Below are 21909 nucleotides of genomic sequence, written 5' to 3' on the forward strand. Positions count from 1 at the left end.
AGATGTGAAGCGGGTCAGCCGAAGATCGCCGGGAGGGCTCCCGTGTGGACGTCGCGGAGCTCCCCGACGGGGATGTCGAAGACGTCCTGGACGGTCAGCGACGTGCCGCCAGTGGTGCCCAGGCCGTAGCAGGGCACGTCGAAGCGGCCGCAGAGCTCGGCGAGCGCGTCGAACGCCTCGGGCTGCACGCACACCAGCGCCCGGGAGGCCGTCTCGCTGAACAGGCCCACGAAGGCGTCCTCGATCGGCAGGCTCACCGACGCGCCCACCCCCTGGGCGATGCACGACTCGGCCAGGGCGATCGCCAGGCCGCCGTCGGACAGGTCGTGGGAGCCCTCGATCAGGCCCTCGGCCGCCGCGGCCGCCAGCACGGCCGCCAGCCCGCGCTCGGCGATCAGGTCCGCCTGCGGGGGCAGGCCCCCGAGGTGATCGTGGACGACGTGCGCCCACTCCGACCCGCCGAACTCCTCGTGGGTCTCGCCCAGCAGCGCGACCCGCAGCCCGGGAGCCGTGAAACCGGACCTGACCCGCTTGGCGACGTCGTCGATCACACCGAGCACGCCGACGACCGGCGTGGGGTGGATCGCGTCTGAGCCGGTCTGGTTGTAGAACGAGACGTTTCCGCCGGTCACGGGAACGCCGAGGATCTGGCAGGCGTCCGCGAGACCACGCGTGGCCTCCGCGAACTGCCACATGACCTCGGGGTCCTCCGGTGAGCCGAAGTTGAGGCAGTTGGTCACCGCCAGCGGCGTGGCGCCGGTCACGGCCACGTTCCGGTACGCCTCGGCGAGTGCGAGTTGGGCCCCCGCGTACGGGTCGAGCTTGGCGTAGCGGCCGTTGCCGTCCGTCGACAGCGCGATGCCCCGGGTGGTCTCCTCGGCCCCGGGCATGACCTCGGAGATCCGCACCATCCCGGCGTCCGCGGGCTGGGCCAGGACGGTGTTGCCCCGGACGTACCGGTCGTACTGGGAGGTCACCCACTCCTTGGAGGCCAGGTTGGGTGAGCCCAGCAGGGTGAGGAGGGTCTCACGGAGATCAGAAGAGCGCGGCAGCCGCTCGGGGCCGTCGCCGTTGAGGGCCGCCTGGCCGGCGGGCTCGTGGAAGGGCCGCTCGTACACCGGGCCGTCGTCGGCCGCCGTGCCCGGCGGGATGTCGACGATCGTCTCGCCGTCCCACGTCATGACGAGCCTGCCGGTGTCGGTCACCTCGCCGATCACGGTCGCGGGGACGTCCCACTTCTCGCAGATCGCCATGAAGGCCGCGATGTCGTCGGGCGTGACGACGGCCATCATCCGCTCCTGCGACTCGCTCATGAGGATCTCCTCGGGCCGCAGCGTCGGGTCGCGCAGCGGGACGAGGTTGAGGTCGACGCTCATGCCGCCGGTGCCCTTGGCCGCGAGCTCGGTCGTGGCGCACGACACGCCGGCCGCACCGAGGTCCTGGATGCCGACCACCACGTCGGCCTGGTACAGCTCCAGGCAGCACTCGATCAGCAGCTTCTCCATGAACGGGTCGCCGACCTGGACGGCGGGCCGCTTGGCCTGCGACTCGTCCTCGAACGTCGCCGACGCGAGCACCGAGGCCCCGCCGATGCCGTCGGCGCCGGTCCGCGCCCCGAAGAGGACGACCTTGTTGCCCGGCCCGGGAGCGGTGGCCAGCTTGATCTGGTCCTTGCGCAGCAGGCCGACGCACAGCGCGTTGACCAGCGGGTTGCCGATGTAGCAGGGGTCGAACGCGACCTCGCCGCCGATGTTGGGCAGACCCAGGCAGTTGCCGTAGTGGCTGATGCCCTCGACGACGCCGGGCAGCACGCGCCGGGTGTCCGGCTGGGTGGCGCCGCCGAACCGCAGCGCGTCCATGACCGCGATCGGCCGGGCGCCCATCGACATGATGTCGCGGACGATGCCGCCGACGCCCGTGGCCGCACCCTGGTGCGGCTCGACGTACGACGGGTGGTTGTGCGACTCGATCTTGAAGGTGGCGGCCCAGCCGTCGCCGATGTCGACCACGCCGGCGTTCTCGCCCATGCCGACGAGCAGCGCCTCGGACTTCGGCGCCTTGGTGCCGAACTGCCGCAGGTGGACCTTGGAGGACTTGTAGGAGCAGTGCTCGCTCCACATGACCGAGTAGATCGCCAGCTCCGAGCTGGTCGGACGCCTGCCCAGGATCTCGCGGACCCGCTGGTACTCGTCGTCCTTCATCCCCAGCTCGGCGAACGGCTGCCGCTCGTCGGGGGTCTCGAGGGCGAGCTTGACGCTGTCGACGGTCATGCGTTCACCAGCTTCTTGAGGATGGAGGTGAAGAAACCCCGCCCGTCGACGCTCGGCGCGCCGGTCAGCTCTTCCACAGCGTGCTCGGGGTGGGGCATGAGGCCCACGACGTTGCCCGCCTCGCTGGTGATCCCGGCGATGTCGTTGAGCGAGCCGTTCGGATTGCCGCCCAGGTAGCGGAAGACCACCCGGCCCTCGCTCTCCAGGGCCTCCAGCGTCCGCGCGTCGGCGACGTACCGGCCCTCGCCGTGCTTGACCGGCAGGACGATCTCCTGGCCCGTCTCGTACTCGGCCGTCCAGGCCGTGTCCGCGTTGACGACCTGGACGCGCTGGTCGCGGCAGACGTAGTGCAGGCCCTGGTTGCGGGTCAGCGCGCCGGGAAGCAGGTGCGCCTCGCAGAGGATCTGGAAGCCGTTGCACGTGCCCAGCACGGGCAGGCCGTCGCGGGCCGCGGGGACGAGCTCCTCCATGAGCGGGGCGAACCGTGAGATGGCCCCGCAACGAAGGTAGTCGCCGTAGGAGAACCCGCCGGGAAGGAACACCGCGTCGACGCCCTTGAGATCACGCTCCGCGTGCCACAGGGGCACCGCCTCGGCGCCCGCCAGCCGTACGGCTCTCGCGGCATCCTGGTCGTCGAGTGTTCCGGGGAAGGTGACGACGCCCACCCGGGCAGCGCTCATGACAGTGGTCCCTCCAAGCCGTAACTGGGCACAGGCACGCTCGAACCGCCATCTACTTGGAGGATGGCGGTCGGTGGCGGTACACCTCAGGTTATCGAAGGACCCAAATCGGCCGCTCGGTGGAGCGCTCGGAACCGGCCGATCAGACGCCGGCGAGTTGCCCGGCGAGCGTGAGGTGGTGGGCGATGGCGTCCTCGTCCCAGTCGAGCTCCTTGCGGAGCCGGACGGTGGTGCCCTGGCCCGGCGTGATGTCGAAGGAGATCTCGTCCACGACGGCCCGCATGATCAGAATGCCCCGCCCGTTCTCGACGTCGCTCGGCGGGTACTGCTTGGGAATCGTTTCCAGGCCCAGTCCGCAGTCGACGATGCGCAGCTCACAGCGGCCGTGGCCGATGGTGGCCATCACCTCGTAACGGTTCACGGGTCCCCCGTGCCGCACCGCGTTGGTGCAGGCCTCGGAGGTCGCGAGCAGGATGTCGGACACGCACCCCTCGGTCACGCCCAGTGAGCGGAGAGCGTCTCCCAGCACACGGCGGACCATGGGGATGCCGATGGCATCCCGCGGCATGGCAAGCGAAAACTCAATATCCACCGGACCCCTCCCCGGTGTCGAAGGTCACCAAGGTAGGTTTCCCCGGTGAATCAGGCCTAACCACGTAATCACGTGCGTGTTATTCATGGTTCGACCAAGAGGGGCTTTACGCTCGCACGATGTGCTCTATAGCGGATTTTGTCCTAATTTTCGTAGTGTGAAATATCCCACTTCAGCTCTCGACGTGGATCGTGAAGTCCTCGATCACCGTGTTGGCGAGGAGAGTTTCAGCCATCTTCCGGACATCCGAAAGCGCCGCTTCGTCGGCCGGGCCGTCGAGTTCGACCTCGAACCGCTTGCCCTGCCGTACATCGGAGACTCCGGAGAAACCCAGACGGGGCAGCGCCCTGGCGATCGCCTGCCCCTGCGGGTCGAGGATCTCCGGCTTGAGCATGACGTCGACGATGACGCGCGCCACGTTGTTCCTCCTGCTGGGTGGTGGGATCGCTTCGCGACAAGCCTAGCGACAGGCCCGAGGCCCCCGACCGGGTGTCCGGCGAAGGAACGCGTAGTGGGAGTGTTGGGCTCCGGCACTGCGGGAATCGGGGAGGGTGTGGACGGTGATGGCGGGTCTTGCGCAAGCGGGTACCGACTCTGCCACCATGTCCGCAGACGCGTGCGGCCTACCACCCCAGCGGCCGTATGCCAGAAGATCCGGCCCGACCGCGGTGGCGACCCCGCCCACGAACGGCCCACGACGCACAGGAGTGGCACGTGACATCCGACGCCCCTCGTGGTGTTGACGCACCTCCGGAGCTCGTCCAACTGCTCACCCCCGAAGGGGAGCGTGTCGAGCACCCCGACTACGACATCGAGCTGACCGACGAAGAGGTCCGCTCCCTCTACCGTGACCTCGTCCTGGTCCGCCGCATCGACCTCGAAGCGGTCGCGCTCCAGCGGCAGGGCGAACTCGGCATCTGGGCGTCCCTCCTCGGACAGGAGGCCGCACAGATCGGCTCAGGACGTGCGCTCACCGACGCCGACATGGCGTTCCCGACCTACCGGGAACACGGCGTGGCCTGGTGCCGCGACGTCGATCCGGTACGGCTGCTCGGCCTGTTCCGCGGTGTGAACCACGGCGGATGGGATCCGGCCGAGCACAACTTCCACCTCTACACGATCGTCATCGGCTCCCAGACCCTGCACGCGGTGGGGTACGCCATGGGGATTCAGCGCGACGGCGCGGAGGCGGCGACGATCGCCTACTTCGGCGACGGCGCGACTTCCCAGGGAGACGTGAACGAGTCGTTCATCTGGGCGTCGGTCTTCAACGCCCCCGTGGTCTTCTTCTGCCAGAACAACCAGTGGGCGATCTCCGAGCCGCTGGAGAAGCAGTCGAAGATCCCGCTCTACAAGAGGGCGTCCGGCTTCGGCTTCCCCGGCGTGCGGGTCGACGGCAACGACGTGTTCGCCTGCCTGGCGGTCACCCGCAAGGCCCTGCAGAACGCGCGTGAGGGCCAGGGGCCCACGCTGATCGAGGCGTTCACCTATCGCATGGGCGCGCACACCACCTCCGACGACCCCACCCGCTACCGGGTCGCCGACGAGCTGGAGGCGTGGAAGCTCAAGGACCCGATCGAGCGTCTGAAGGCCTACCTGTTCAAGAACCAGCTCGCCGACCAGGAGTTTTTCGACAAGGTCGACGCGGAGGCCGACGCGCTGGGCAAGGACGTCCGGCGCAGGTGCCTGGAGCTGCCCGACCCCGAGCCCGAGGCGCTGTTCCAGCATGTCTACGCGGCCCAGCACAGCCTCCTCGACGAGGAGCGCGACCAGTACCTGACCTACCTGGCGGGATTCGAGCGATGACCACACTGACTCTCGCCAAGGCGCTCAACGAGGGCCTGCGCCGCTCGATGGAGGACGACTCCAAGGTTCTCGTCATGGGCGAGGACGTCGGCAAGCTCGGCGGCGTGTTCCGCGTGACCGACGGCCTGCAGAAGGACTTCGGCGAGGACCGCGTGATCGACACGCCGCTCGCCGAGTCGGGCATCATCGGCACGGCCATCGGCCTGGCCCTGCGCGGCTACCGGCCGGTCTGCGAGATCCAGTTCGACGGCTTCGTCTTCCCCGCCGTCAACCAGATCATCACGCAGCTCGCCAAGATGCCGCTCAGGTCGCTCGGCGCGCTGAAGCTGCCCGTCGTCGTCCGCATCCCGTGCGGAGGCGGAATCGGAGCGGTGGAGCACCACTCGGAGTCCCCCGAGGCCTACTTCACGCACACCGCCGGGCTTCGCGTCGTCGCCTGCTCCAACCCGGCCGACGGCTACAGCATGATCCAGGAAGCCATCCGGGCCGACGATCCGATCATCTTCTTCGAGCCCAAGCGCCGCTACTGGGACAAGTCCGAGGTCGACCTGACCGCGACGGGCCTGCCCCTCGACCAGGCCAGAGTCGCCCGGCCCGGGGCGGACATCACCCTCCTGGCGTACGGGCCGATGGTGAAGACCTGCCTCGAGGCCGCCGCCGCGGCCGCGGAGGACGGCCGCGACATCGAGGTCATCGACCTGCGCTCGCTCAACCCGCTGGACATGGGCATGGTGGCCGAGTCGGTCAAGCGGACGGGCCGCTGCGTCGTGGTGCACGAGGCGCCGGTCTTCACCGGGTACGGCGCCGAGCTCGCGGCTCGGATCACCGAGCAGTGCTTCTACCACCTGGAGTCGCCGGTGCTGCGCGTCGGCGGTTTCTCCACGCCGTACCCGCCGTCCCGGCTGGAGGAGTACTACCTGCCGGACCTCGACCGGGTGCTCGACACCGTCGACCGCGCCTTCGCCTACTGAGAGGGAGGATCCTCATGCTTCGTGAGTTCAAGCTCCCCGACGTGGGTGAGGGCCTGACCGAGGCCGACATCGTCAAGTGGCACGTCGCCGAGGGCGAGTCCGTCAGGGTCAACCAGACGATCGTCGAGATCGAGACGGCGAAGGCCGTCGTCGAACTGCCCTGCCCGTTCGAGGGCGTCGTCGCCGCCCTCATGGTGGCCGAAGGCCAGACGGTCGACGTCGGCGCGCCGATCATCGCCGTGCGGACCGAGGAGGAGGCCGGGGGCGGCCCGGAGGACCTCGTGCCGAATCCGCCGGCCGAGGGCGCCGTCGAGCCGGGAATCCACGGCAGCCCGGCGCCGAAGCAGGAGCGCAAGCCGGTCCTGGTCGGTTACGGGGTCATGGCCAGCTCCACCAAGCGCCGTCCCCGCAAGTCCGCCGTCGAGGCCGTCACCGAGTCCGCCGCTGCGGCTGTCACCGCGGCTCCCGCGGCGATTCCGGCGCCCGCGGCCCCTGTGGTCACCGCTCCCGCCCAGACCGCCGGGCGCGTCAGCGTCCTGGCCAAGCCGCCGGTGCGCAAGCTGGCCAGGGATCTGGGCGTCGACCTGGCGACCGTCGAAGGAACGGGCCCGCAGGGCTCGATCACCCGCGACGACGTCCAGTCCGCCGTCGGCTCGTCCGCGCCGGCGACAGGGCAGGCGGTTCCCCTCAGGCAGGCGGCGCCGGGCCGCGAGGAGCGCATCCCGGTCAGGGGCGTCAGGAAGGCCACCGCCCAGGCCATGGTGGCGAGCGCGTTCACGGCGCCGCACGTCACCGAGTTCCTCCAGGTGGACGTGACCGAGACGATGGCGGCGGTCAGGCGGCTGCGCCAGCTGCCCGACTTCGCCGAGGTCAAGGTCTCCCCGCTGCTGCTGGTCGCCAGGGCGCTGCTGACCGCCGTGCGGCGGCACCCGATGGGCAACTCCACGTGGACCGACGAGGCGATCATCGTCAGGCACTACGTGAACCTCGGCATCGCGGCCGCGACCGATCGAGGGCTGATCGTCCCGAACATCAAGGACGCGCACGCCCTGTCGCTGCCCGAGCTGGCCGTGGCGCTGAACGACCTGACCGAGCGGGCCCGCTCCGGTAAGGCCACCCCGGCCGAGCTGACCGGGGGAACGATCACGATCACGAACGTGGGCGTGTTCGGGATCGACGCGGGCACGCCGATCCTCAACCCCGGTGAGGCCGCGATCCTGGCGCTCGGCCAGATCAGGGACATGCCGTGGGTGGTCGACGGGCAGCTCGCCGTACGCAAGGTGACGACGCTGGCCCTGTCGTTCGATCACCGGCTGATCGACGGCGAGATCGGGTCGTACATCCTCCGGGACATCGGCGCGATGCTCGAGGACCCGCTCAAGATGCTCGCCTGGGGCTGAGCCGTACGCGATCGGACGCGGTGACCGGGAAGGCCGGGCACCGCGTCAGGTCGGCGGGGCGGGCTGTGAGAAGGTGGCGGGCAACGTCACAGCACAAGGGGAGACCATGTTCCGGCACGTCGTCATGTTCACCTGGACCGAGGCCGCGACCGAGGACCAGAAGACCGAGGTGGCCACGCGCCTGCGGGAGCTGCCGGCCGTCATCGGCGAACTGCGGGACTACGTGGTCGGCGCGGACGCCGGGATTAACGAGGGCAACTACGACTTCGCCGTGGTCGCCGACTTCGACTCGCCTGAGGACTATCTCGTCTACCGCGACCACCCGACGCACCGGGCGGTCATCGCCGAGTTCATCGCGCCCATCGTGGCCTCCCGGGCGGCCGTCCAGTACGCGTTCTGAGCCGGTTCGGCGGTATCGGCCTTACGCCTGGGCGGGTTACGCGTCCGGCTTGTTCTCGTGCTCCATCAGGTGGTTGTCGGAGGTCTGGCCGCGCCGGGTGGCGAACACGATGCTCAGCAGCAGACCCACGACTCCGACGGCCATGAAGATGACGCCGATGACGTCGATGTGCACGGTGTCGCCCAGGACGTCCGGCTCGATGGCGAACTTCAGGATCGCACCGAGCGTGATGAAGAAGATGCTGACCCCGATGCCCATCGCGTGACCTCCGGGAGGCTGGTAGTTGCAAGGTAAACAGCCCGTGCGCAATCGGTAATACCCGGCCGCGCGAGATCACAGTACTGGAAAGCCGTGCGGATCTCCGGGAGGGAGATCCGCACGGCTGCCACTACCTCAGAAGGCCTCTTCGGGGAGTTCCATCAGGTCGTCGCCGGTCGCGGCGAGCACACGCCGCTCCGCGGCCAGCCGGGGCAGGACGGTCTGGGCGAAGAACGCGGCCGCCCCGACCTTGCCGGCGTAGAACGCCTGGTCGGCGTCCGACTCGCCGAGGGCCTTGAGCGCCACCTCGGCCTGACGGAGCAGCAGCCAGCCGAGCACCAGATCGCCGAGGGCCATCAGGAAACGCGTGGTGTTGAGGCCCACCTTGCGGACCTCGTTCGGGGTCTCGATCGAGGAGATCGCCCAGCCCGCCATGGTGTCCGCCATGGCCTTGACCTCGTCGGCGGCCTCGTCCAGCAGCGCACGCTCGACCTTGAGGCGGCCGTTGCCCGCCTCGGAGCCGGCGAAGGCCTTGATGTCGCCGAGCAGCGTGCCCAGCGCCGCGCCCTGGTTCCTGAGGATCTTCCTGAAGAACAGGTCGAGGCCCTGGATCGCGGTCGTGCCTTCGTAGAGCGAGTCGATCTTCGAGTCGCGGATGTACTGCTCGATCGGGTAATCCTGCAGGAAGCCCGAGCCGCCGAGCGTCTGGAGGGAGCGGGCGAGCAGTTCGTACGACCTCTCGGAGCCGACGCCCTTCACGAGCGGGAGCAGCAGGTCGTTCATCGCCTCGGCGGCGGCGTCCTTGCGACCCTCGGACTCCGCGATCTGGATCGTGTCCTGGAAGGTCGCCGTGTAGATGACGAGCGCCCGCATGGCCTCGGCGTACGACTTCTGGAGCATCAGTTCGCGGCGAACGTCGGGGTGGTGGGCGATGGTGACCCGCGGGGCGGCCTTGTCGGCCGAACGGGTGATGTCGGCGCCCTGGACACGGTTGCGCGCGTAGTCGAGGGCGTTCAGGTAGCCGGTGGACAGCGTCGCGATGGCCTTCGCGCCGACCATCATCCGGGCGTGCTCAATGATCATGAACATCTGCTTGATGCCCTCATGGACGCCGCCCACGAGGTAGCCGACGGCCGGGTGCCGCTCGCCGAGCGTGAGCTCGCAGGTCGTGGAGACCTTGAGGCCCATCTTCTTCTCGACGTTGGTGACGTAGACCCCGTTGCGCTCGCCCAGTTCGCCGGTCTCGAGGTCGACGAGGTATTTGGGGACGAGGAACATCGACAGGCCCTTGGTGCCGGCGCGGGCACCCTCGGGCCGGGCCAGCACGAGGTGGAAGATGTTCTCGGCCATGTCATGCTCGGCGCTGGTGATGAAGCGCTTGACGCCCTCGATGTGCCAGGTGCCGTCGGGCTGCTCGACCGCCTTGGTACGGCCGGCGCCGACGTCGGAGCCCGCGTCCGGCTCGGTGAGGACCATGGTGGCTCCCCAGCGCCGCTCGACGGCCATGGCGGCGAACCGCTTCTGGTCGTCGGTGCCCAACTCGTACAGCTGGTGGGCGAAGGCCGGGCCGCAGGCGAACATCCACACGGCCGGGTTGGCGCCCAGGACCAGTTCCGCCATCGCCCACACCAGACTGCGCGGCGCGGTCGTGCCGCCGAGCTCGGGCTGCAACTCCAGCCGCCACCACTCGGCGTCGACCCACGCCTGGTAGGACTTCTTGAAGCTCTCGGGCATGGTCACGCTGTGAGTCGCGGGGTCGAACACCGGGGGATGCCGGTCGGCGTCCTCGAACGACTCGGCGAGCGGTCCTGTCGCGAGCCGGTTCACCTCGTCGAGCACGGTGCGTGCCGTGTCCTCGTCCACGTCGGCGAACGGGCCGGTGCCCAGGACTTCCTTGCGGCCGAAGACCTCGAAGAGGTTGAACTCCAGGTCGCGGAGATTGCTCTTGTAGTGACCCATCTGTGCACTCCTAGGACCAGACCCGGGGGTTACGTACTGGCCAGTAACTCTATCTGAATGCTACCCGCCGGTAACCACCTACATGCATCTTTTACCCGACACATCCGGCACTGGATGGGCTGGTGGGGAATGGCCGCTCGCCGTAGCGTTACGGGATGGGCCTTGATGATCTGACGGCGGGCTGGCGGGCGGACCTGGAGTCCTGGGCGATTCCGGACGAGATCCTGGCGAAGGCGCCGGCGAATCCCTGGACGCATCAGGTGGAGCGCTTCGCGCGCAGGACCGGCGCGCTACTGGCCGATCCGAAGGGGCCGACCTACGAACGGGCGCGTGAGGCCCTGCCGCGCGGCGGCTCCGTGCTCGACGTGGGCGCGGGAACGGGAGCGGCGAGCCTGCCGCTGGAGCCCGCGCTGCTGGTGGCCGTCGACGAGAACGCGGGGATGCTGGCCGAACTCGGCCGGCAGGCCCGAGGGACGGCGGTTCAGACGGTCGAGGGCCGGTGGCCTGACGTCGCGGATCGCACACCCGTGGCGGATGTCGTCGTGTGCGCGCATGTCGTCTTCAATGTGCCCGACCTGGCGGAGTTCTTCGTCGCCCTCGATCGTCACGCCCGCAGGCGGGTCGTGCTCGAGTTGCCGGAGATTCATCCCACGAGCTGGCTGAACCCGCTCTGGGAGCACTTCCATGGTCTGCCGCGGCCGGTGGCGCCGACCGCGGCGGACGCCGTATCCATCGCCGAGGCGCTGGGATTCGACGTGGCCGCCGAGCGGTACCCGTCCCCGGACACTCCGTTCGCGTCGGCCGAGGAGATGGCGGCGAGCGCCTGCCGGAGGTTGTGCCTCGACCCCGGCAGGGCCGGTGAGGTGATCAAGGTGGCCACCGAACTCGGGGTCTGGCCCGCCCCCCGGCGGACCTTCGTCACGATGTGGTGGGACCGCACCGCTGACGAGTGAACAGTCACCTCGTCCTGGCGCGGCTGCGCATCGCGAGTGCGAGCACGCCCGTGATGAGGAAGACCAGCGCGCCTCCGCAGAGCGCGTCCCATGCGGCGCCGAAGATGCCCTCGCCGTCGAAGATCAGCTGTACCGGGTACATCAGCGCGGCGGCCGCGAGCCCGGGGTAGAGGGAGAACCGCCAGGGATGGCCCAGGGCCCACACCCTGGCCTGCTGGGTCACCCGGTCGCCCGCGTGCGGCTGGGCTATCGCACCGATGCTCGCCACCAGGGCGAACATGGTGATGCCCACGCAGAGCGCCCAGCTGATGTCGGGGGGCCCCGGGAGGATCACGCCCATGATGAGGCTGGTGGCCGCCACGGCGCCGCCGGAGACCGCGGCGGGCTTCCAGGGGGCGCCGCGCAGGGCGGCTCCGGCCAGCGACATCTCGTCGCTTCTGCTGAGTTCCTTCATGCTTACATGCTGTGTTCCGCAGGGGGTCGCAGGCATCGGGGAAGTCCCTGACAGCTCCCTGACCCGGCCCCGCTAGGGTCTCCGGTATGTCCCTTTCATTCCGTACGGCCCGGCGTGAGGATGTTCCGGTCATCGTGGCGTTGCTGGTCGACGATCCGATCTCGGCGAGCCGCGACACCGCTCCGGGACTCGACTACGACGACGCCTTCGCGGCCATCGACGCCGACCCCCGCAACGAGCTGATCGTCGTGGAGTCGGGCGGCGAGATCGTGGGCACGATGCAGCTGACCTTCATCCCCGGCCTGTCGCGGCGTGGCGCCGAGCGGGCCCAGGTCGAGGGGGTCAGGGTCGCCTCGACACATCGGAGTCAGGGCATCGGCGGGAAGATGATGGAATGGGCCGCCGGCCGGGCCCGGGAGCGTGGATGCACGCTGCTCCAGCTCACCTCGGACAAGGCGCGCACCGACGCGCACCGCTTCTACTCCTCACTCGGATACGAGGCGTCGCACGAGGGCTTCAAACTGCGGCTCAACTGATCGATCATCCAGCGGCACCAGTCGGCGCGGTGCCGCTCGTAGGTGAGGCCGCAGCGCAGCGCGGCCATGTTCCCGAACCGGGGGGTTCCGAAGGCCGGCGCGTCCTTCTCCACCGACGCCCATGCGGCCTCGTACTCGGCCAGTCGCTTCTCATGGCCGCGCAGTGCCGTACGGAACATCTCGGTCAGTGCGGCGGGGTCGGCCAGCCAGGCGGCGTAGGTCTTGAGCACCAGTTCGTCCCGCTCGGGCTGGGGCCGCGGCGGTTCCGTCACCCACTCCCGTAGCGCCTCGAGGCCCTCGCCGGTGATCGAGTAGATCTTCTTCTCCTGAGGGCCCGGTCCGGGAGCCGTCGTGTACCCGACCAGGCCTTCCGCGAGCAGGCGCCGGAGGTCGGTGTGGATCTGGCTGTGGCTGGCCGTCCAGAAACGGGCCACCGGGTTGCGCATCCGACCGGCGATCTCATAGCCCGTGCTGTCGGCCCGGGCCAGTACGGAGAGGATCGCGAACCCGAGCGTGGGGATCGTGGAGCTCATGGTGTACCCAGCCTATTGACTCACTCTTCGATTCCCACCACTATGTCAGTTCTTACATAGTTAAAGGAGTCGCGGATGTCGGGGAAGCGAGCCCTGATCGCCCTACTACTCCTGCTGACCGGTTGCGGGGGCACGGTCGGGGGCGCAGCGGGCGCTTCGAGTCCGCCCGGCCTCCCCGGCACCCCCGCGGCGACCGCCACGCCGTCACCCAGCCTCACCGGCCCGAACCTCCAGGGCTGCTACGGCCCGGCCGACGGCCGCCTGTTCACCTACGACGGCGGCGGCGTCACTTTCGGCGGCCTGATCATGGGAGACGGCCCCGTCGGAGTGGTGGTGTCGTACGAGCGGGGCGGAGACGCCTGCACGTGGCGGCCGCTCGCCGAACGGCTCACGTCCGCCGGCTACCGCGTCCTACTCTACGAACGTGGCCTCTCAGGTCCGGTCAACCCCGTGATCGTGAAGATGACCGAGCGGCTCAGGAAGGACGGCGCCGAGCGGATCTTCCTGGTCGGCGGGTCGATCGGCGGGTCGGAGTCGATCGTCGCCGCCACCAGGCTCAAGGAGCCGCCCCTGGGAGTCGTCAACCTCGCGGGCACGGTGATCCCCGAGGAGGCGGCGCCGCTCACCGCGCCGCTGTTGCAGATCACCGCCGAGAACGACCAGGGGGCCACCCCGATCACCCTCCAGGCGGCCGGCGACGCCGCCGTCAAGTCACCGGACCGCTCTCTCATCGTCGCCAAGGGCGAGTTCGCGCACGCCTCCGCGCTCTTCGGGACCGCTCAGGGGGCGATGGTGCTCGACGCGATCATGGCGTTCCTGGCGAAGCACAGCGGTTGATCACAGGGGCGCGATGTCCACGAGGTTGTCGTGAAAGATCGCTCCCCGGCCCATGTCGGCGTCACGCTCGTCCACCGTGGCGTTCGGGTTGGCGCCTCCGGGGCTGAGCTTGGGCCAGTGGCCCTTGGGCGCGGCGACGACGCCGGGCCGGACCCGGTCACTGATCTCGACGTACGCCGTGAACCGGCCGGTGCGGTTGAAGACCTGGGCGGGCTCGCCGTCGACCAGGCCGCGGGGCTCGGCGTCGGCGGCGTTGACCAGGACCCGGGGGCCCTTCGACCGCCTGAGCAACTCGGGGTTGTTGCCGAAGGTCGTGTTCAGGGACGTGTGCGACGCCGGTGTGATCATCATGAGCGGGTACTCGCGGTCGGCCCGGGCCGTACGGGCCGTGCGGGAGGGGACGTAGCCCGCGACGCGTGGCAGCCCGGCCGCGGCGGCGTGGTCGGACGCGAACTCCAGCCTGCCCGAAGGCGTGGGGAAGCCGTCGGTGAAGGGGACGAAGGGGTCGGCGACGTCGAGCCTGGCCCAGCCCTCCTTACGCAGCCGGTCCAGCGTGATTCCCGGGGTACCCGAGAGAAGCCCTTCGGCGATCTCCAGGTCGGAGTCGTAGAGCGACGGCTCGGTCAGGCCCATGTGACGCGCCAGCCGCCGGAAGGTCTCGGTCGTCGAGAGGCACTCGCCGGCGGGCTCCACGGCCGGTTCGTTCCACATCAGGTACATGTGGCCGTAGCCCTGATGGAGGTCCATGTGCTCGGTCTGCATGGTGGCCGGCAGGACGATGTCCGCGTAGTCGACGGTGTCCGTGGGGAACTGCTCCATGACCACCGTGAACAGGTCCTCCCGGCGCATCGCCGCGCGGATGCGGTTCTGGTCCGGGGTGGAGCCCAGGGGGTTGGCCCCGTAGACCCACAGGCACTTGACCGACTCGTCGAGTTGCCCGGCCAGCCGGGTCATGGTCAGCGTGCGGACAGGTTCGCGCAGCAGATGATCGCCCGAGTCCACCTTCAGCGGGACGTGCGCGGTGGTCGAGTAGGCGACGCCGCCGCCCGGGTGGCGCCAGTCTCCGGTCACGCCCGGGATGCAGGCGATGATCCGCAGCGCGGCGCCGCCGCCTTCGTGCCGCTGAAGGCCCATGGTCGCCCGGATGCCCGTCGGCCGGGTGTGCGCGAGCCGTACGCCGAGGGCCCGGATGTCCTCCTCGGCGAGGCCGGTGATCTCGGCGACCCGGGCCGGGGGATACCGCAGGATCTCGGCCTTGAACTCCTCCCAGCCGAGGGTGTGCTCCTCCAGGTAGGCGGTGTCCTCGGCGCCCTCCTCCAGGACGACGTTGAGCAGCCCGAGGGCGAGCGCCGCGTCCGTCCCCGGCCGGATGGGCAGGAAGGTGTCGGCCTGGTCGGCCGTTCGTGTCCTGATCGGGTCGATGGCCACCACGTGCGCGCCGTTCGCCCGGGCGTCCTGGATGAACTTCCACAGGTGGTGCCCGCTCGTGAGCGTGTTCGTGCCCCACAGCAGGATCAGCCGGGACAGGGCGAAGGTCTCGGGATCCATGCCGGCCGGCGTCCCGTTGGTCAGGCGCAGCCCGTCATTGCCGGCGGTCGAGCAGATGTTCAGATGATGCCTGGACGCGCCGAGGACGTTCCAGAACCGGCGGCCCGCCGCACCCTCCGAACCCTGGATGTACCCCAGGGTCCCCGTGCCCTGGTACGGCCAGATCGCCTCGCCGCCGTGCTCACGGACGATCTCCGTCAGGCGGTCGGAGACGATGGTCAGCGCCTCATCCCAGCTGATCCGCTCGAACTCGCCGGACCCCTTGGGGCCGACGCGACGCATGGGGTGGAGAATGCGGTCGTGCGCGCGGGTGTGCTCCAGGTATCGGTTGACCTTCACGCACAAGGCCCCGCGCGTGTACGGGTGGTCACGGTTGCCCCGGAGGCCGACGGCCTGGCCGTCCCTCACGGTGACTTCCCACGAGCACGTGTCGGGGCAGTCCAGCGGACATGCCCCCAGAATCCGCAACTCCATGGGCGCAACCATACGGTTCGGCTACGACTCCAGATGTGTGAGGTGGGCGATGTTGGCCAGGTCCTCGTCGTCCGCGCTCGGCGCGGTGGCGAACCAGGCATCGAGGATCTCCTCGAGAAGCCGGTCCGAGGTGAGGCGCAGGCTGAGGGCCAGGACGTTCGCGTCGTTCCACCTACGTGCGCCGGCCGCCGTGGCGGCGTCGGCGCAGAGCGCCGCCCGGACTCCGGCGATCTTGTTGGCCGCGATCGAGGCGCCGGTCCCCGTCCAGCAGCACACGATGGCCAGATCGGATTGTCCGGATGAGACATCTTTCGCAGCGGCTGAGCAACACCAGGCCCAATCGGCACGGCCACCAGGGGCCAAGGCTCCATAGAGTGTCACTGAATGCCCTCTCCGCTGCACCTCGGCGACCAGGCGGGCCGCAATCCCGTCGAGACTGTCCGAGGCCAGAGAGAGACGCATGTCGTCAATTGTGGACACCGAGCGCGAAGATCGCACAGAATCGCTGGTGGTGAGAGGTATCAAGGAGCAGGACGCGCTGGACACTCCACAGCAGGGAGTGGTCCTTGTCGTCGAGCCGTTGCTTCCGCAGCGGATCCGCCGCCCCTCCGACGCCCTGCGTTTCCTGCTGACCCTGCTGGCCCTGGCCGCCGTCGTGCTGATGGCCCTCGCCCTGCAGCGCACGCTCAACGGCCTGGAGACCGACGTGCAGGCCGGCACCGGCAGGGCGCCCGCCCTGCTGTCGGCCGTCTCAGGGCTCCTCGGCGGGGTCGCCGTCCTGGTCGTCCCCGTCGCCTTCGCCGTCGAGCGGGTCTTCCACCGGGACGGCATGCGCGTCGCTCAGGGCCTCATCGCCGCCATCTTGGCCCTGCTGATCGCTTACACGCTGGACGAGTGGCTCGTCACCGCGGGCCCGGCCGAGCTCGTGCAACTGCTCACCGGCAGCAGGGACGTCGAGCCGCTCAACAGCGTGCTGACCCCGGCCATCGCCTACGCGACGGCCGTGCGGATGTCGCGCAGGCCGCAGTGGCGGGCCCTCATGTGGACGGCGCTCGCTCTCGACGTGCTCGCGCTCTTCACCGCCACCAAGGTCACCGCACTCGGCGTGATCCTCACCTATCTCGTCGGCATGGCCGTCGGTTTCGGAACGTTGTACGGCATCGGCAGCGCGAACACCCGGCCGCCGGGCAGCGCGGTGCTGGCGGCCCTGCGGCGGCTCGGCTTCTCGCCGGTCAGTGCCCGGCGGGTCGAGGACGACAGCTCGGGCAGCCGTCGTTACCTCATCGGCCTCGCCGACCAGCGCCGCATGGACGTGACCGTGCTCGACCGGGACCGCCAGGTCGCCGGGATCGTCTACCGCCTGTGGCGGCGGCTGCGGCTCAACACCGAGACGCGGCGCCGTGCCATCCGGTCCCTGCGGGCGGAGCTGGAACGCGAGGCCCTGATGGCCTACGCCGCACAGGCCGCGGGGGCGAGCCTGCCGCGCCTGCTCGGCACCAGTGAGATCGGCACCGAGGCGGCGATGCTGGCCTACGAGCACATCGACAGCCGGCCGGTGCAGGACCTGTCCGACGACGACTTCGACGACGAGTTGCTGGCCCAGCTGTGGGGCCAGGTCAGGCTCCTCCACGCCCACCGGCTCGCCCACCGTCACCTGACGGGGGAGAGCATCCAGGTCGACACGGCAGGCCAGGTGTTCCTGGTCGACGCCCGCAGCGGTGAGATCGCGGCGGGCGACCTGCTGCTGCGGCTGGACATCGCCCAGCTGCTGACCTATCTCGCCACCCGGGTGGGGCCCGAGCGTTCGGTGAAGTCGGCCGCGGCCGTGCTCGGCGCCGACGCGCTCGCCGGTGCGCTGCCGCTGCTTCAGCGGATCGCCCTCAGCCGCGACACACGCACCGCGGCCCGCAAGGACAGGGAACTCCTTCCCGCCATCCGCGAGCACATCGTCGCGCTGAAGCCGCAGGTCGCGGTGGAGGAGGTCCGTCTCGAGCGGTTCCGCCCGCGGACCCTGGTGACGATCATCGCGGGCGCCCTCGCCGTGTACTTCCTGCTCTCCCAGCTCAGCAAGATCAACCTGGTCTCGGTCGTCACCACCGCCAACTGGGCCTGGACCGGGGTCGCACTGGTCACGGCCGCCGCGAGCTACCTCGCCGCGGCGATCATGCTGAGGGGTTTCGTGCCCGAGCCGCTGCCCCTGGGGCGGACGGTGCTGGCGCAGTTCGCCGGTTCGTTCGTGAAGCTGGTCGCGCCCGCGGCGGTCGGCGGGGTGGCGATCAACACGCGATATCTGCAGAAGCGAGGGATCCCGCCCGGGCCCGCGGTCGCGAGCGTGGGGGCCTCGCAACTCGTCGGCCTCGCCTCGCACATCCTGCTGCTGCTGTTCTTCGGGTATGTCACGGGCACCCAGGCCGCGCCGTCCCTCACCCCGTCGCGCGGACTGCTGATCGCCCTCCTCAGCGTGGCCGTCCTGTTCCTGATCGTCCTGGCCGTACGGCCGCTCCGGCGGATGCTGACGACCCGCGTCCGCGCGATGTTCTCCGGAGTGATCCCGCGGCTGCTCGACGTGGTGCAGTCACCCCGCAAGATCCTCGAGGGTGTGAGCGGAACACTGCTGCTGACCGTCGCCTTCGTCACCTGCCTGACGGCGTGCGTGCGCGCGTTCGGCGGCGACCTGAACTTCACGACGGTCGCGATCGTCTTCCTGGCCGGCAACGCGATCGGCTCGGCCGCCCCCACACCCGGCGGGCTGGGGGCGGTCGAGGCGTCGTTGTCCCTCGGCCTCACGGTGGCGGGCCTGCCCGGAACGGTCGCCACGTCGGCGGTGCTGCTCTTCCGCCTGCTGACCTTCTGGTTGCCGGTGCTCCCGGGCTGGGCCTCTTTCGCCTATCTCCAACGGCACGACGCGATCTGACGGATCAGCCGTCGCTGGAGGCCGCCCAGAGGTTGATGCCGGAATCCACGGCGTCCTTGTCGATGGCGGCCAACTCGTCGGCGGAGAAGTCGAGCCGGTTCACCGAGTCGAGGCTGTCGTCGAGTTGCCTGACGCTGCTCGCGCCGATGAGGACCGTGGTCACCCGCCGGTCGCGCAGCGCCCACGCCAGGGCCATCTGCGCGAGAGACTGGCCGCGCCGCCCGGCCATCTCGTTGAGCGTGCGGATGTGGTGGAGGGCCTCGTCGGTGAGCAGGCTCGGGTCGAGCGACTTGCCCTGAGCGGCCCGGGAGTCCCCGGGGATGCCGTCCAGGTAGCGGTCGGTCAGCATGCCCTGCGCGAGCGGGGAGAAGGCGATGCAGCCCACGCCCTCGTCCTCTAGGACGTCGAGCAGCCCGTTCTCGATCCACCTATTGAGCATGGAGTAGGACGGCTGGTGGATGAGCAGCGGCGTCCCCATCTCGCGGAGGATCCGGGCGGCCTCCCGGGTCCGCTCGGGCGAGTAGGACGAGATGCCCGCGTAGAGGGCCTTGCCCGAGCGCACCGCGTGGTCGAGCGCGCCCATGGTCTCCTCGAGCGGAGTCTCCGGGTCGAACCGGTGGCTGTAGAAGATGTCGACGTAGTCCACACCCATGCGCTTGAGCGACTGGTCGAGGCTGGACAGCAGGTACTTCCTCGACCCCCACTCGCCGTACGGCCCCGGCCACATGTCGTATCCGGCCTTGGTCGACAGGACCAGCTCATCCCGATATTTCGCGAAATCCTGCTGATAGATGTGCCCAAAGTTGATCTCGGCTGAGCCGTACGGCGGGCCGTAGTTGTTGGCCAGGTCGAAATGGGTCACTCCCCGGTCGAACGCCCGGCGGAGGATGGCCCGCTGCGTCTCGATCGGCTTGTCGTCGCCGAAGTTGTGCCAGAGGCCGAGCGAGACGGCGGGCAGCTTGAGCCCGCTCCTGCCGGTCCGGTTGTACGGCATGGGTCCGTACCTGTCGTCTGCCGCCACGTAGGTCATTCGCCAACTCCAACTTGGTCGAGAATCCAGGAGAGCGTGAACGCCTCCTCGCGCCATGCGTCGTATCTGCCGCTGCGCCCGCCGTGTCCCGCCCCCATCTCGGTCTTCAGCAGGAACGGGCCGCCCTGGGCGGCCTCCCTGAGCCTGGCGACCCACTTGGCGGGCTCGTGGTAGAGCACGCGGGTGTCGTTGAGGCTGGTGATCGCCAGGATCGGCGGGTACGGCCGGCTGTCCACGTTCTCGTACGGCGAGTACGACTTCATGTACGCGTAGACCTCGGGGTCGTGCAGGGGGTCGCCCCACTCGTCCCACTCGATGACCGTGAGCGGCAGCGACGGGTCGAGGATCGTGTTGAGCGCGTCGACGAACGGGACCTCGGCGACGATGCCGGCGAACTCCTCCGGCGCGAGGTTGGCGACCGCGCCCATGAGGAGGCCTCCGGCGGATCCGCCACGCGCGATGATCTGGCTGGACCAGCCGTCGGCCCGGAGGTGCCGGGCGCAGGCCACGAAGTCGGTGAAGGTGTTCTTCTTCTTGTTCAGCTTGCCGTCTTCGTACCAGCGGCGGCCCATCTCGCCGCCACCCCTGACGTGCGCGACGGCGAAGACGAATCCCCGGTCGAGCAGTGACAGACGGGCCACGGAGAAGTACGGGTCGATCGAGGACTCGTAGCTGCCGTAGCCGTACAGGAGGGTCGGAGCGGGCCGGTTCGTGCCCTTCCTGGCCACGATGGAGATCGGCACCTTCGTCCCGTCCTCAGCCGGCGCCCAGGCGCGGAACTGCTCGTAGTCCGCGGGGTCGTAACCGCCGAGCACGGTCTTCTGCTTGAGCAGGATCAGCTCGTTCGTCCGGAGGTCGTAGTCGTACACGGACGTCGGCGTGATCATCGAGGTGTACCCGAGGCGGAGCCTGGCCGTCTCGAACTCCGCGTTCCCCGAGGGCGCCACGTCGTAGATCGGTTCGGGGAAGGAGATCTCGTACGGCTCCCGCCCGTCACCCGGCAGGATCCGGATGCCCGACAGGCCGTCCCGCCGGAAGTGCACGACGATGTGGTCCTTGAACGCGTCGACGTCGAGGAGCCGGACGTCGTCCCGATGCTCGATCAGCGGCGTCCAGGTGGCCGGGTCGTCGAGGGGCGCGGTGGCGAGTTCGAAGTTCACCGCACCGTCGTTGTGCAGGACGAGGAAGCGGTCGCCCGCATGGTCGAGGCCGTACTCGACGCCGGTGCGACGGGGACGGACGACCTTGAACTCACCCGTGGGGTCGTCGGCGTCCAGGACGCGGATCTCGCTCGTGATCTTGCTGCCGGCGCTCACGATCAGGTAGCGCTGGCTGCGCGTCAGCCCGATCCCGACCCAGAACCGTTCGTCGTCCTCCTGGTAGACGAGCACGTCGTCGTCGGAGCCCAGCGTGTGGCGGTGGATGCGGTACGGCCGCCACGCCTCGTCGATGGTGGAGTAGAAGAACGTCGAGCCGTCGGCCGACCAGGCGCCGCCGTAGAAGACACCGGGAATCTCGTCGGGGAGCAGCTCCCCGGTGTCGAGGTTCTTGAACCTGAGGGTGAACCGCTCGTCGCCGGTGAAGTCGGTGGAGTAGGCGAGCTTCGTGCCGTCCGGGCTGATCGCGCTTGTCCCGATGGAGAAGAACGCGCTGTCGCCGGCCAGTTCGTTGCCGTCGAGCAGGACCTGTTCACCGGGCAACGGCACGCCCGGGGTCAGCTCGGGCGGATTGTCGCCGTCGACCGCGACCCTGCACTGGATGCCGTACTGCTTGCCCTCTTCGGTGCGCGAGTAGTACCACCAGGCGCCCTTACGGCTGGGCACCGACAGGTCGGTCTCCAGGGTGCGACTCTTGATCTCCTGGAACACCGTCTCCTGGAGATCCTTGAGGTGTCCGGTCATCCCCTGCGTGTAGGCGTTCTCCGCCTCGAGGTGGGAGATGGTGTCGGGATCGTCCTTGCTGAACAGCCAGGCGTAATCGTCCACCACGGTGTCACCGTGGTGCGTGCGCTCGACCGGGACCTTCTTCGCCACAGGCGGCATGTCGCTCACGCGCCAAAGTCTATGTTCGCGTCACTCCTGGTACGGCTCATCGCTCGCCGAGGGAGGCTGTGAGACAGGCACGACCATGGCGGGCGAGTCGCCGGGAACCCGGGGGAGAAGATCGAAGCCGGGTGGAACCCGAGGTGAACCGACGGGAACCCCGCGGAATCCGGGGGAAATCGCCGGTGTGAACTGCTGAAAGGAGTCATGCGCGGTTGGCGCCACGACTTTTCGGGTCAAGGCATCCTGTGC

General features: G+C 69.3%; 20 protein-coding genes. 8 read left to right on the forward strand and 12 right to left on the reverse strand.

Annotated features, from left to right (window positions below):
* Positions 1–14 precede the first annotated feature (14 nt).
* The 4 genes from purL to purS all read right to left on the reverse strand — a co-directional run bounded on the left by purL (position 15) and on the right by purS (position 3960).
* Positions 15–2270, reverse strand: a complete 2256-nt coding sequence (gene purL, locus Psi02_RS26720) for a phosphoribosylformylglycinamidine synthase subunit PurL (RefSeq protein WP_203978413.1) — start codon at positions 2268–2270, stop codon at positions 15–17.
* Positions 2267–2950: a phosphoribosylformylglycinamidine synthase subunit PurQ gene (purQ, locus tag Psi02_RS26725; RefSeq protein WP_203956504.1), complete on the reverse strand. Its 684-nt coding sequence runs from the start codon at positions 2948–2950 to the stop codon at positions 2267–2269. The genes purL and purQ overlap by 4 nt, the downstream gene beginning before the upstream one ends.
* A 142-nt stretch (positions 2951–3092) precedes the next feature.
* Positions 3093–3542: an ATP-binding protein gene (locus tag Psi02_RS26730; protein WP_239095177.1), complete on the reverse strand. Its 450-nt coding sequence runs from the start codon at positions 3540–3542 to the stop codon at positions 3093–3095.
* 172 nt (positions 3543–3714) lie between these two features.
* Positions 3715–3960 (reverse strand): phosphoribosylformylglycinamidine synthase subunit PurS, encoded by a 246-nt coding sequence (purS, locus tag Psi02_RS26735; protein WP_203978414.1) that lies wholly within the window; start codon positions 3958–3960, stop codon positions 3715–3717.
* 296 nt (positions 3961–4256) lie between these two features.
* Between purS and pdhA the strand changes: the two genes are divergently transcribed.
* The 4 genes from pdhA (at position 4257) to Psi02_RS26755 (ending at position 8119) form a co-directional block, all read left to right on the forward strand.
* The gene (gene pdhA / locus Psi02_RS26740; protein WP_239095178.1) at positions 4257–5348 is read left to right on the forward strand and encodes a pyruvate dehydrogenase (acetyl-transferring) E1 component subunit alpha; all 1092 of its coding nucleotides are present in this window, start codon (positions 4257–4259) and stop codon (positions 5346–5348) included.
* Entirely contained in the window at positions 5345–6319 is a 975-nt protein-coding gene (locus Psi02_RS26745) for an alpha-ketoacid dehydrogenase subunit beta (protein ID WP_203978416.1), read from the forward strand. Before pdhA ends, Psi02_RS26745 begins: the two co-directional genes overlap by 4 nt.
* A gap of 14 nt (positions 6320–6333) precedes the next feature.
* Complete coding sequence (locus Psi02_RS26750) at positions 6334–7719, forward strand: dihydrolipoamide acetyltransferase family protein (protein ID WP_203978417.1); 1386 nt, start codon at positions 6334–6336, stop codon at positions 7717–7719.
* A gap of 106 nt (positions 7720–7825) precedes the next feature.
* Entirely contained in the window at positions 7826–8119 is a 294-nt protein-coding gene (locus tag Psi02_RS26755; protein WP_203956533.1) for a Dabb family protein, read from the forward strand.
* 36 nt (positions 8120–8155) lie between these two features.
* Here Psi02_RS26755 and Psi02_RS26760 read toward each other — a convergent pair whose 3' ends face one another.
* The gene (locus Psi02_RS26760; protein WP_203978418.1) at positions 8156–8377 is read right to left on the reverse strand and encodes a DUF6458 family protein; all 222 of its coding nucleotides are present in this window, start codon (positions 8375–8377) and stop codon (positions 8156–8158) included.
* A 135-nt stretch (positions 8378–8512) separates the two neighbouring features.
* Positions 8513–10336: an acyl-CoA dehydrogenase gene (locus tag Psi02_RS26765; RefSeq protein WP_203978419.1), complete on the reverse strand. Its 1824-nt coding sequence runs from the start codon at positions 10334–10336 to the stop codon at positions 8513–8515.
* 155 nt (positions 10337–10491) lie between these two features.
* Here Psi02_RS26765 and Psi02_RS26770 point away from each other — a divergent pair, with 155 nt between their 5' ends.
* On the forward strand, positions 10492–11289 hold the full coding sequence (locus Psi02_RS26770; RefSeq protein ID WP_239095179.1) for a class I SAM-dependent methyltransferase: 798 nt from the start codon (positions 10492–10494) through the stop codon (positions 11287–11289).
* A gap of 4 nt (positions 11290–11293) precedes the next feature.
* Here Psi02_RS26770 and Psi02_RS26775 read toward each other — a convergent pair whose 3' ends face one another.
* Positions 11294–11743 carry a hypothetical protein gene (locus tag Psi02_RS26775; protein ID WP_203978420.1) on the reverse strand — a complete coding sequence of 150 codons (450 nt, stop codon included), beginning with the start codon at positions 11741–11743 and terminating at the stop codon, positions 11294–11296.
* Between the two features lie 86 nt (positions 11744–11829).
* Here Psi02_RS26775 and Psi02_RS26780 point away from each other — a divergent pair, with 86 nt between their 5' ends.
* Positions 11830–12279 (forward strand): GNAT family N-acetyltransferase, encoded by a 450-nt coding sequence (locus Psi02_RS26780; RefSeq protein WP_203978421.1) that lies wholly within the window; start codon positions 11830–11832, stop codon positions 12277–12279.
* Here the strand turns inward: Psi02_RS26780 and Psi02_RS26785 are convergent.
* On the reverse strand, positions 12222–12812 hold the full coding sequence (locus Psi02_RS26785) for a PadR family transcriptional regulator (protein WP_203978422.1): 591 nt from the start codon (positions 12810–12812) through the stop codon (positions 12222–12224). The two genes, Psi02_RS26780 and Psi02_RS26785, sit on opposite strands and share 58 nt — an antisense overlap.
* A gap of 75 nt (positions 12813–12887) precedes the next feature.
* On the opposite strand from Psi02_RS26785, the gene Psi02_RS26790 reads away from it, so the two are divergent.
* A complete protein-coding gene (locus Psi02_RS26790) occupies positions 12888–13649 on the forward strand; it encodes an alpha/beta hydrolase (protein WP_203978423.1) in 762 nt (253 codons plus the stop codon).
* On the opposite strand, the gene Psi02_RS26795 is transcribed toward Psi02_RS26790, so the two are convergent.
* Positions 13650–15671: a molybdopterin-containing oxidoreductase family protein gene (locus Psi02_RS26795; RefSeq protein ID WP_203978424.1), complete on the reverse strand. Its 2022-nt coding sequence runs from the start codon at positions 15669–15671 to the stop codon at positions 13650–13652.
* A 21-nt stretch (positions 15672–15692) separates the two neighbouring features.
* Complete coding sequence (locus tag Psi02_RS26800; RefSeq protein ID WP_203978425.1) at positions 15693–16133, reverse strand: RpiB/LacA/LacB family sugar-phosphate isomerase; 441 nt, start codon at positions 16131–16133, stop codon at positions 15693–15695.
* A gap of 49 nt (positions 16134–16182) precedes the next feature.
* Here Psi02_RS26800 and Psi02_RS26805 point away from each other — a divergent pair, with 49 nt between their 5' ends.
* Positions 16183–18585: a lysylphosphatidylglycerol synthase transmembrane domain-containing protein gene (locus tag Psi02_RS26805; RefSeq protein ID WP_239095180.1), complete on the forward strand. Its 2403-nt coding sequence runs from the start codon at positions 16183–16185 to the stop codon at positions 18583–18585.
* A gap of 4 nt (positions 18586–18589) precedes the next feature.
* Here Psi02_RS26805 and mgrA read toward each other — a convergent pair whose 3' ends face one another.
* Together mgrA and Psi02_RS26815 are read right to left on the reverse strand one after the other, a co-directional pair.
* Positions 18590–19615: an L-glyceraldehyde 3-phosphate reductase gene (gene mgrA / locus Psi02_RS26810; RefSeq protein WP_203978427.1), complete on the reverse strand. Its 1026-nt coding sequence runs from the start codon at positions 19613–19615 to the stop codon at positions 18590–18592.
* Entirely contained in the window at positions 19612–21657 is a 2046-nt protein-coding gene (locus tag Psi02_RS26815; RefSeq protein ID WP_203978436.1) for a S9 family peptidase, read from the reverse strand. The genes mgrA and Psi02_RS26815 overlap by 4 nt, the downstream gene beginning before the upstream one ends.
* Between the last annotated feature and the right edge of the window lie 252 nt (positions 21658–21909).

This window comes from Planotetraspora silvatica, from assembly GCF_016863315.1.
Taxonomy (GTDB): Bacteria; Actinomycetota; Actinomycetes; order Streptosporangiales; family Streptosporangiaceae; genus Planotetraspora; species Planotetraspora silvatica.

Bases quoted from the DNA above. Each gene is read 5' to 3' on its own strand.
- Psi02_RS26775 (WP_203978420.1), bottom strand. From the start codon at position 11,743: ATGAAGGAACTCAGCAGAAGCGACGAGATGTCGCTGGCCGGAGCCGCC.
- Psi02_RS26750 (WP_203978417.1), top strand. From the start codon at position 6,334: ATGCTTCGTGAGTTCAAGCTCCCCGACGTGGGTGAGGGCCTGACCGAG.
- Psi02_RS26770 (WP_239095179.1), top strand. From the start codon at position 10,492: ATGGGCCTTGATGATCTGACGGCGGGCTGGCGGGCGGACCTGGAGTCC.
- purQ (WP_203956504.1), bottom strand. From the start codon at position 2,950: ATGAGCGCTGCCCGGGTGGGCGTCGTCACCTTCCCCGGAACACTCGAC.
- Psi02_RS26745 (WP_203978416.1), top strand. From the start codon at position 5,345: ATGACCACACTGACTCTCGCCAAGGCGCTCAACGAGGGCCTGCGCCGC.
- Psi02_RS26755 (WP_203956533.1), top strand. From the start codon at position 7,826: ATGTTCCGGCACGTCGTCATGTTCACCTGGACCGAGGCCGCGACCGAG.
- Psi02_RS26815 (WP_203978436.1), bottom strand. From the start codon at position 21,657: ATGCCGCCTGTGGCGAAGAAGGTCCCGGTCGAGCGCACGCACCACGGT.
- Psi02_RS26785 (WP_203978422.1), bottom strand. From the start codon at position 12,812: ATGAGCTCCACGATCCCCACGCTCGGGTTCGCGATCCTCTCCGTACTG.
- Psi02_RS26790 (WP_203978423.1), top strand. From the start codon at position 12,888: ATGTCGGGGAAGCGAGCCCTGATCGCCCTACTACTCCTGCTGACCGGT.
- Psi02_RS26760 (WP_203978418.1), bottom strand. From the start codon at position 8,377: ATGGGCATCGGGGTCAGCATCTTCTTCATCACGCTCGGTGCGATCCTG.
- Psi02_RS26800 (WP_203978425.1), bottom strand. From the start codon at position 16,133: ATGCGTCTCTCTCTGGCCTCGGACAGTCTCGACGGGATTGCGGCCCGC.
- Psi02_RS26795 (WP_203978424.1), bottom strand. From the start codon at position 15,671: ATGGAGTTGCGGATTCTGGGGGCATGTCCGCTGGACTGCCCCGACACG.
- Psi02_RS26765 (WP_203978419.1), bottom strand. From the start codon at position 10,336: ATGGGTCACTACAAGAGCAATCTCCGCGACCTGGAGTTCAACCTCTTC.
- Psi02_RS26780 (WP_203978421.1), top strand. From the start codon at position 11,830: ATGTCCCTTTCATTCCGTACGGCCCGGCGTGAGGATGTTCCGGTCATC.
- purL (WP_203978413.1), bottom strand. From the start codon at position 2,270: ATGACCGTCGACAGCGTCAAGCTCGCCCTCGAGACCCCCGACGAGCGG.
- mgrA (WP_203978427.1), bottom strand. From the start codon at position 19,615: ATGACCTACGTGGCGGCAGACGACAGGTACGGACCCATGCCGTACAAC.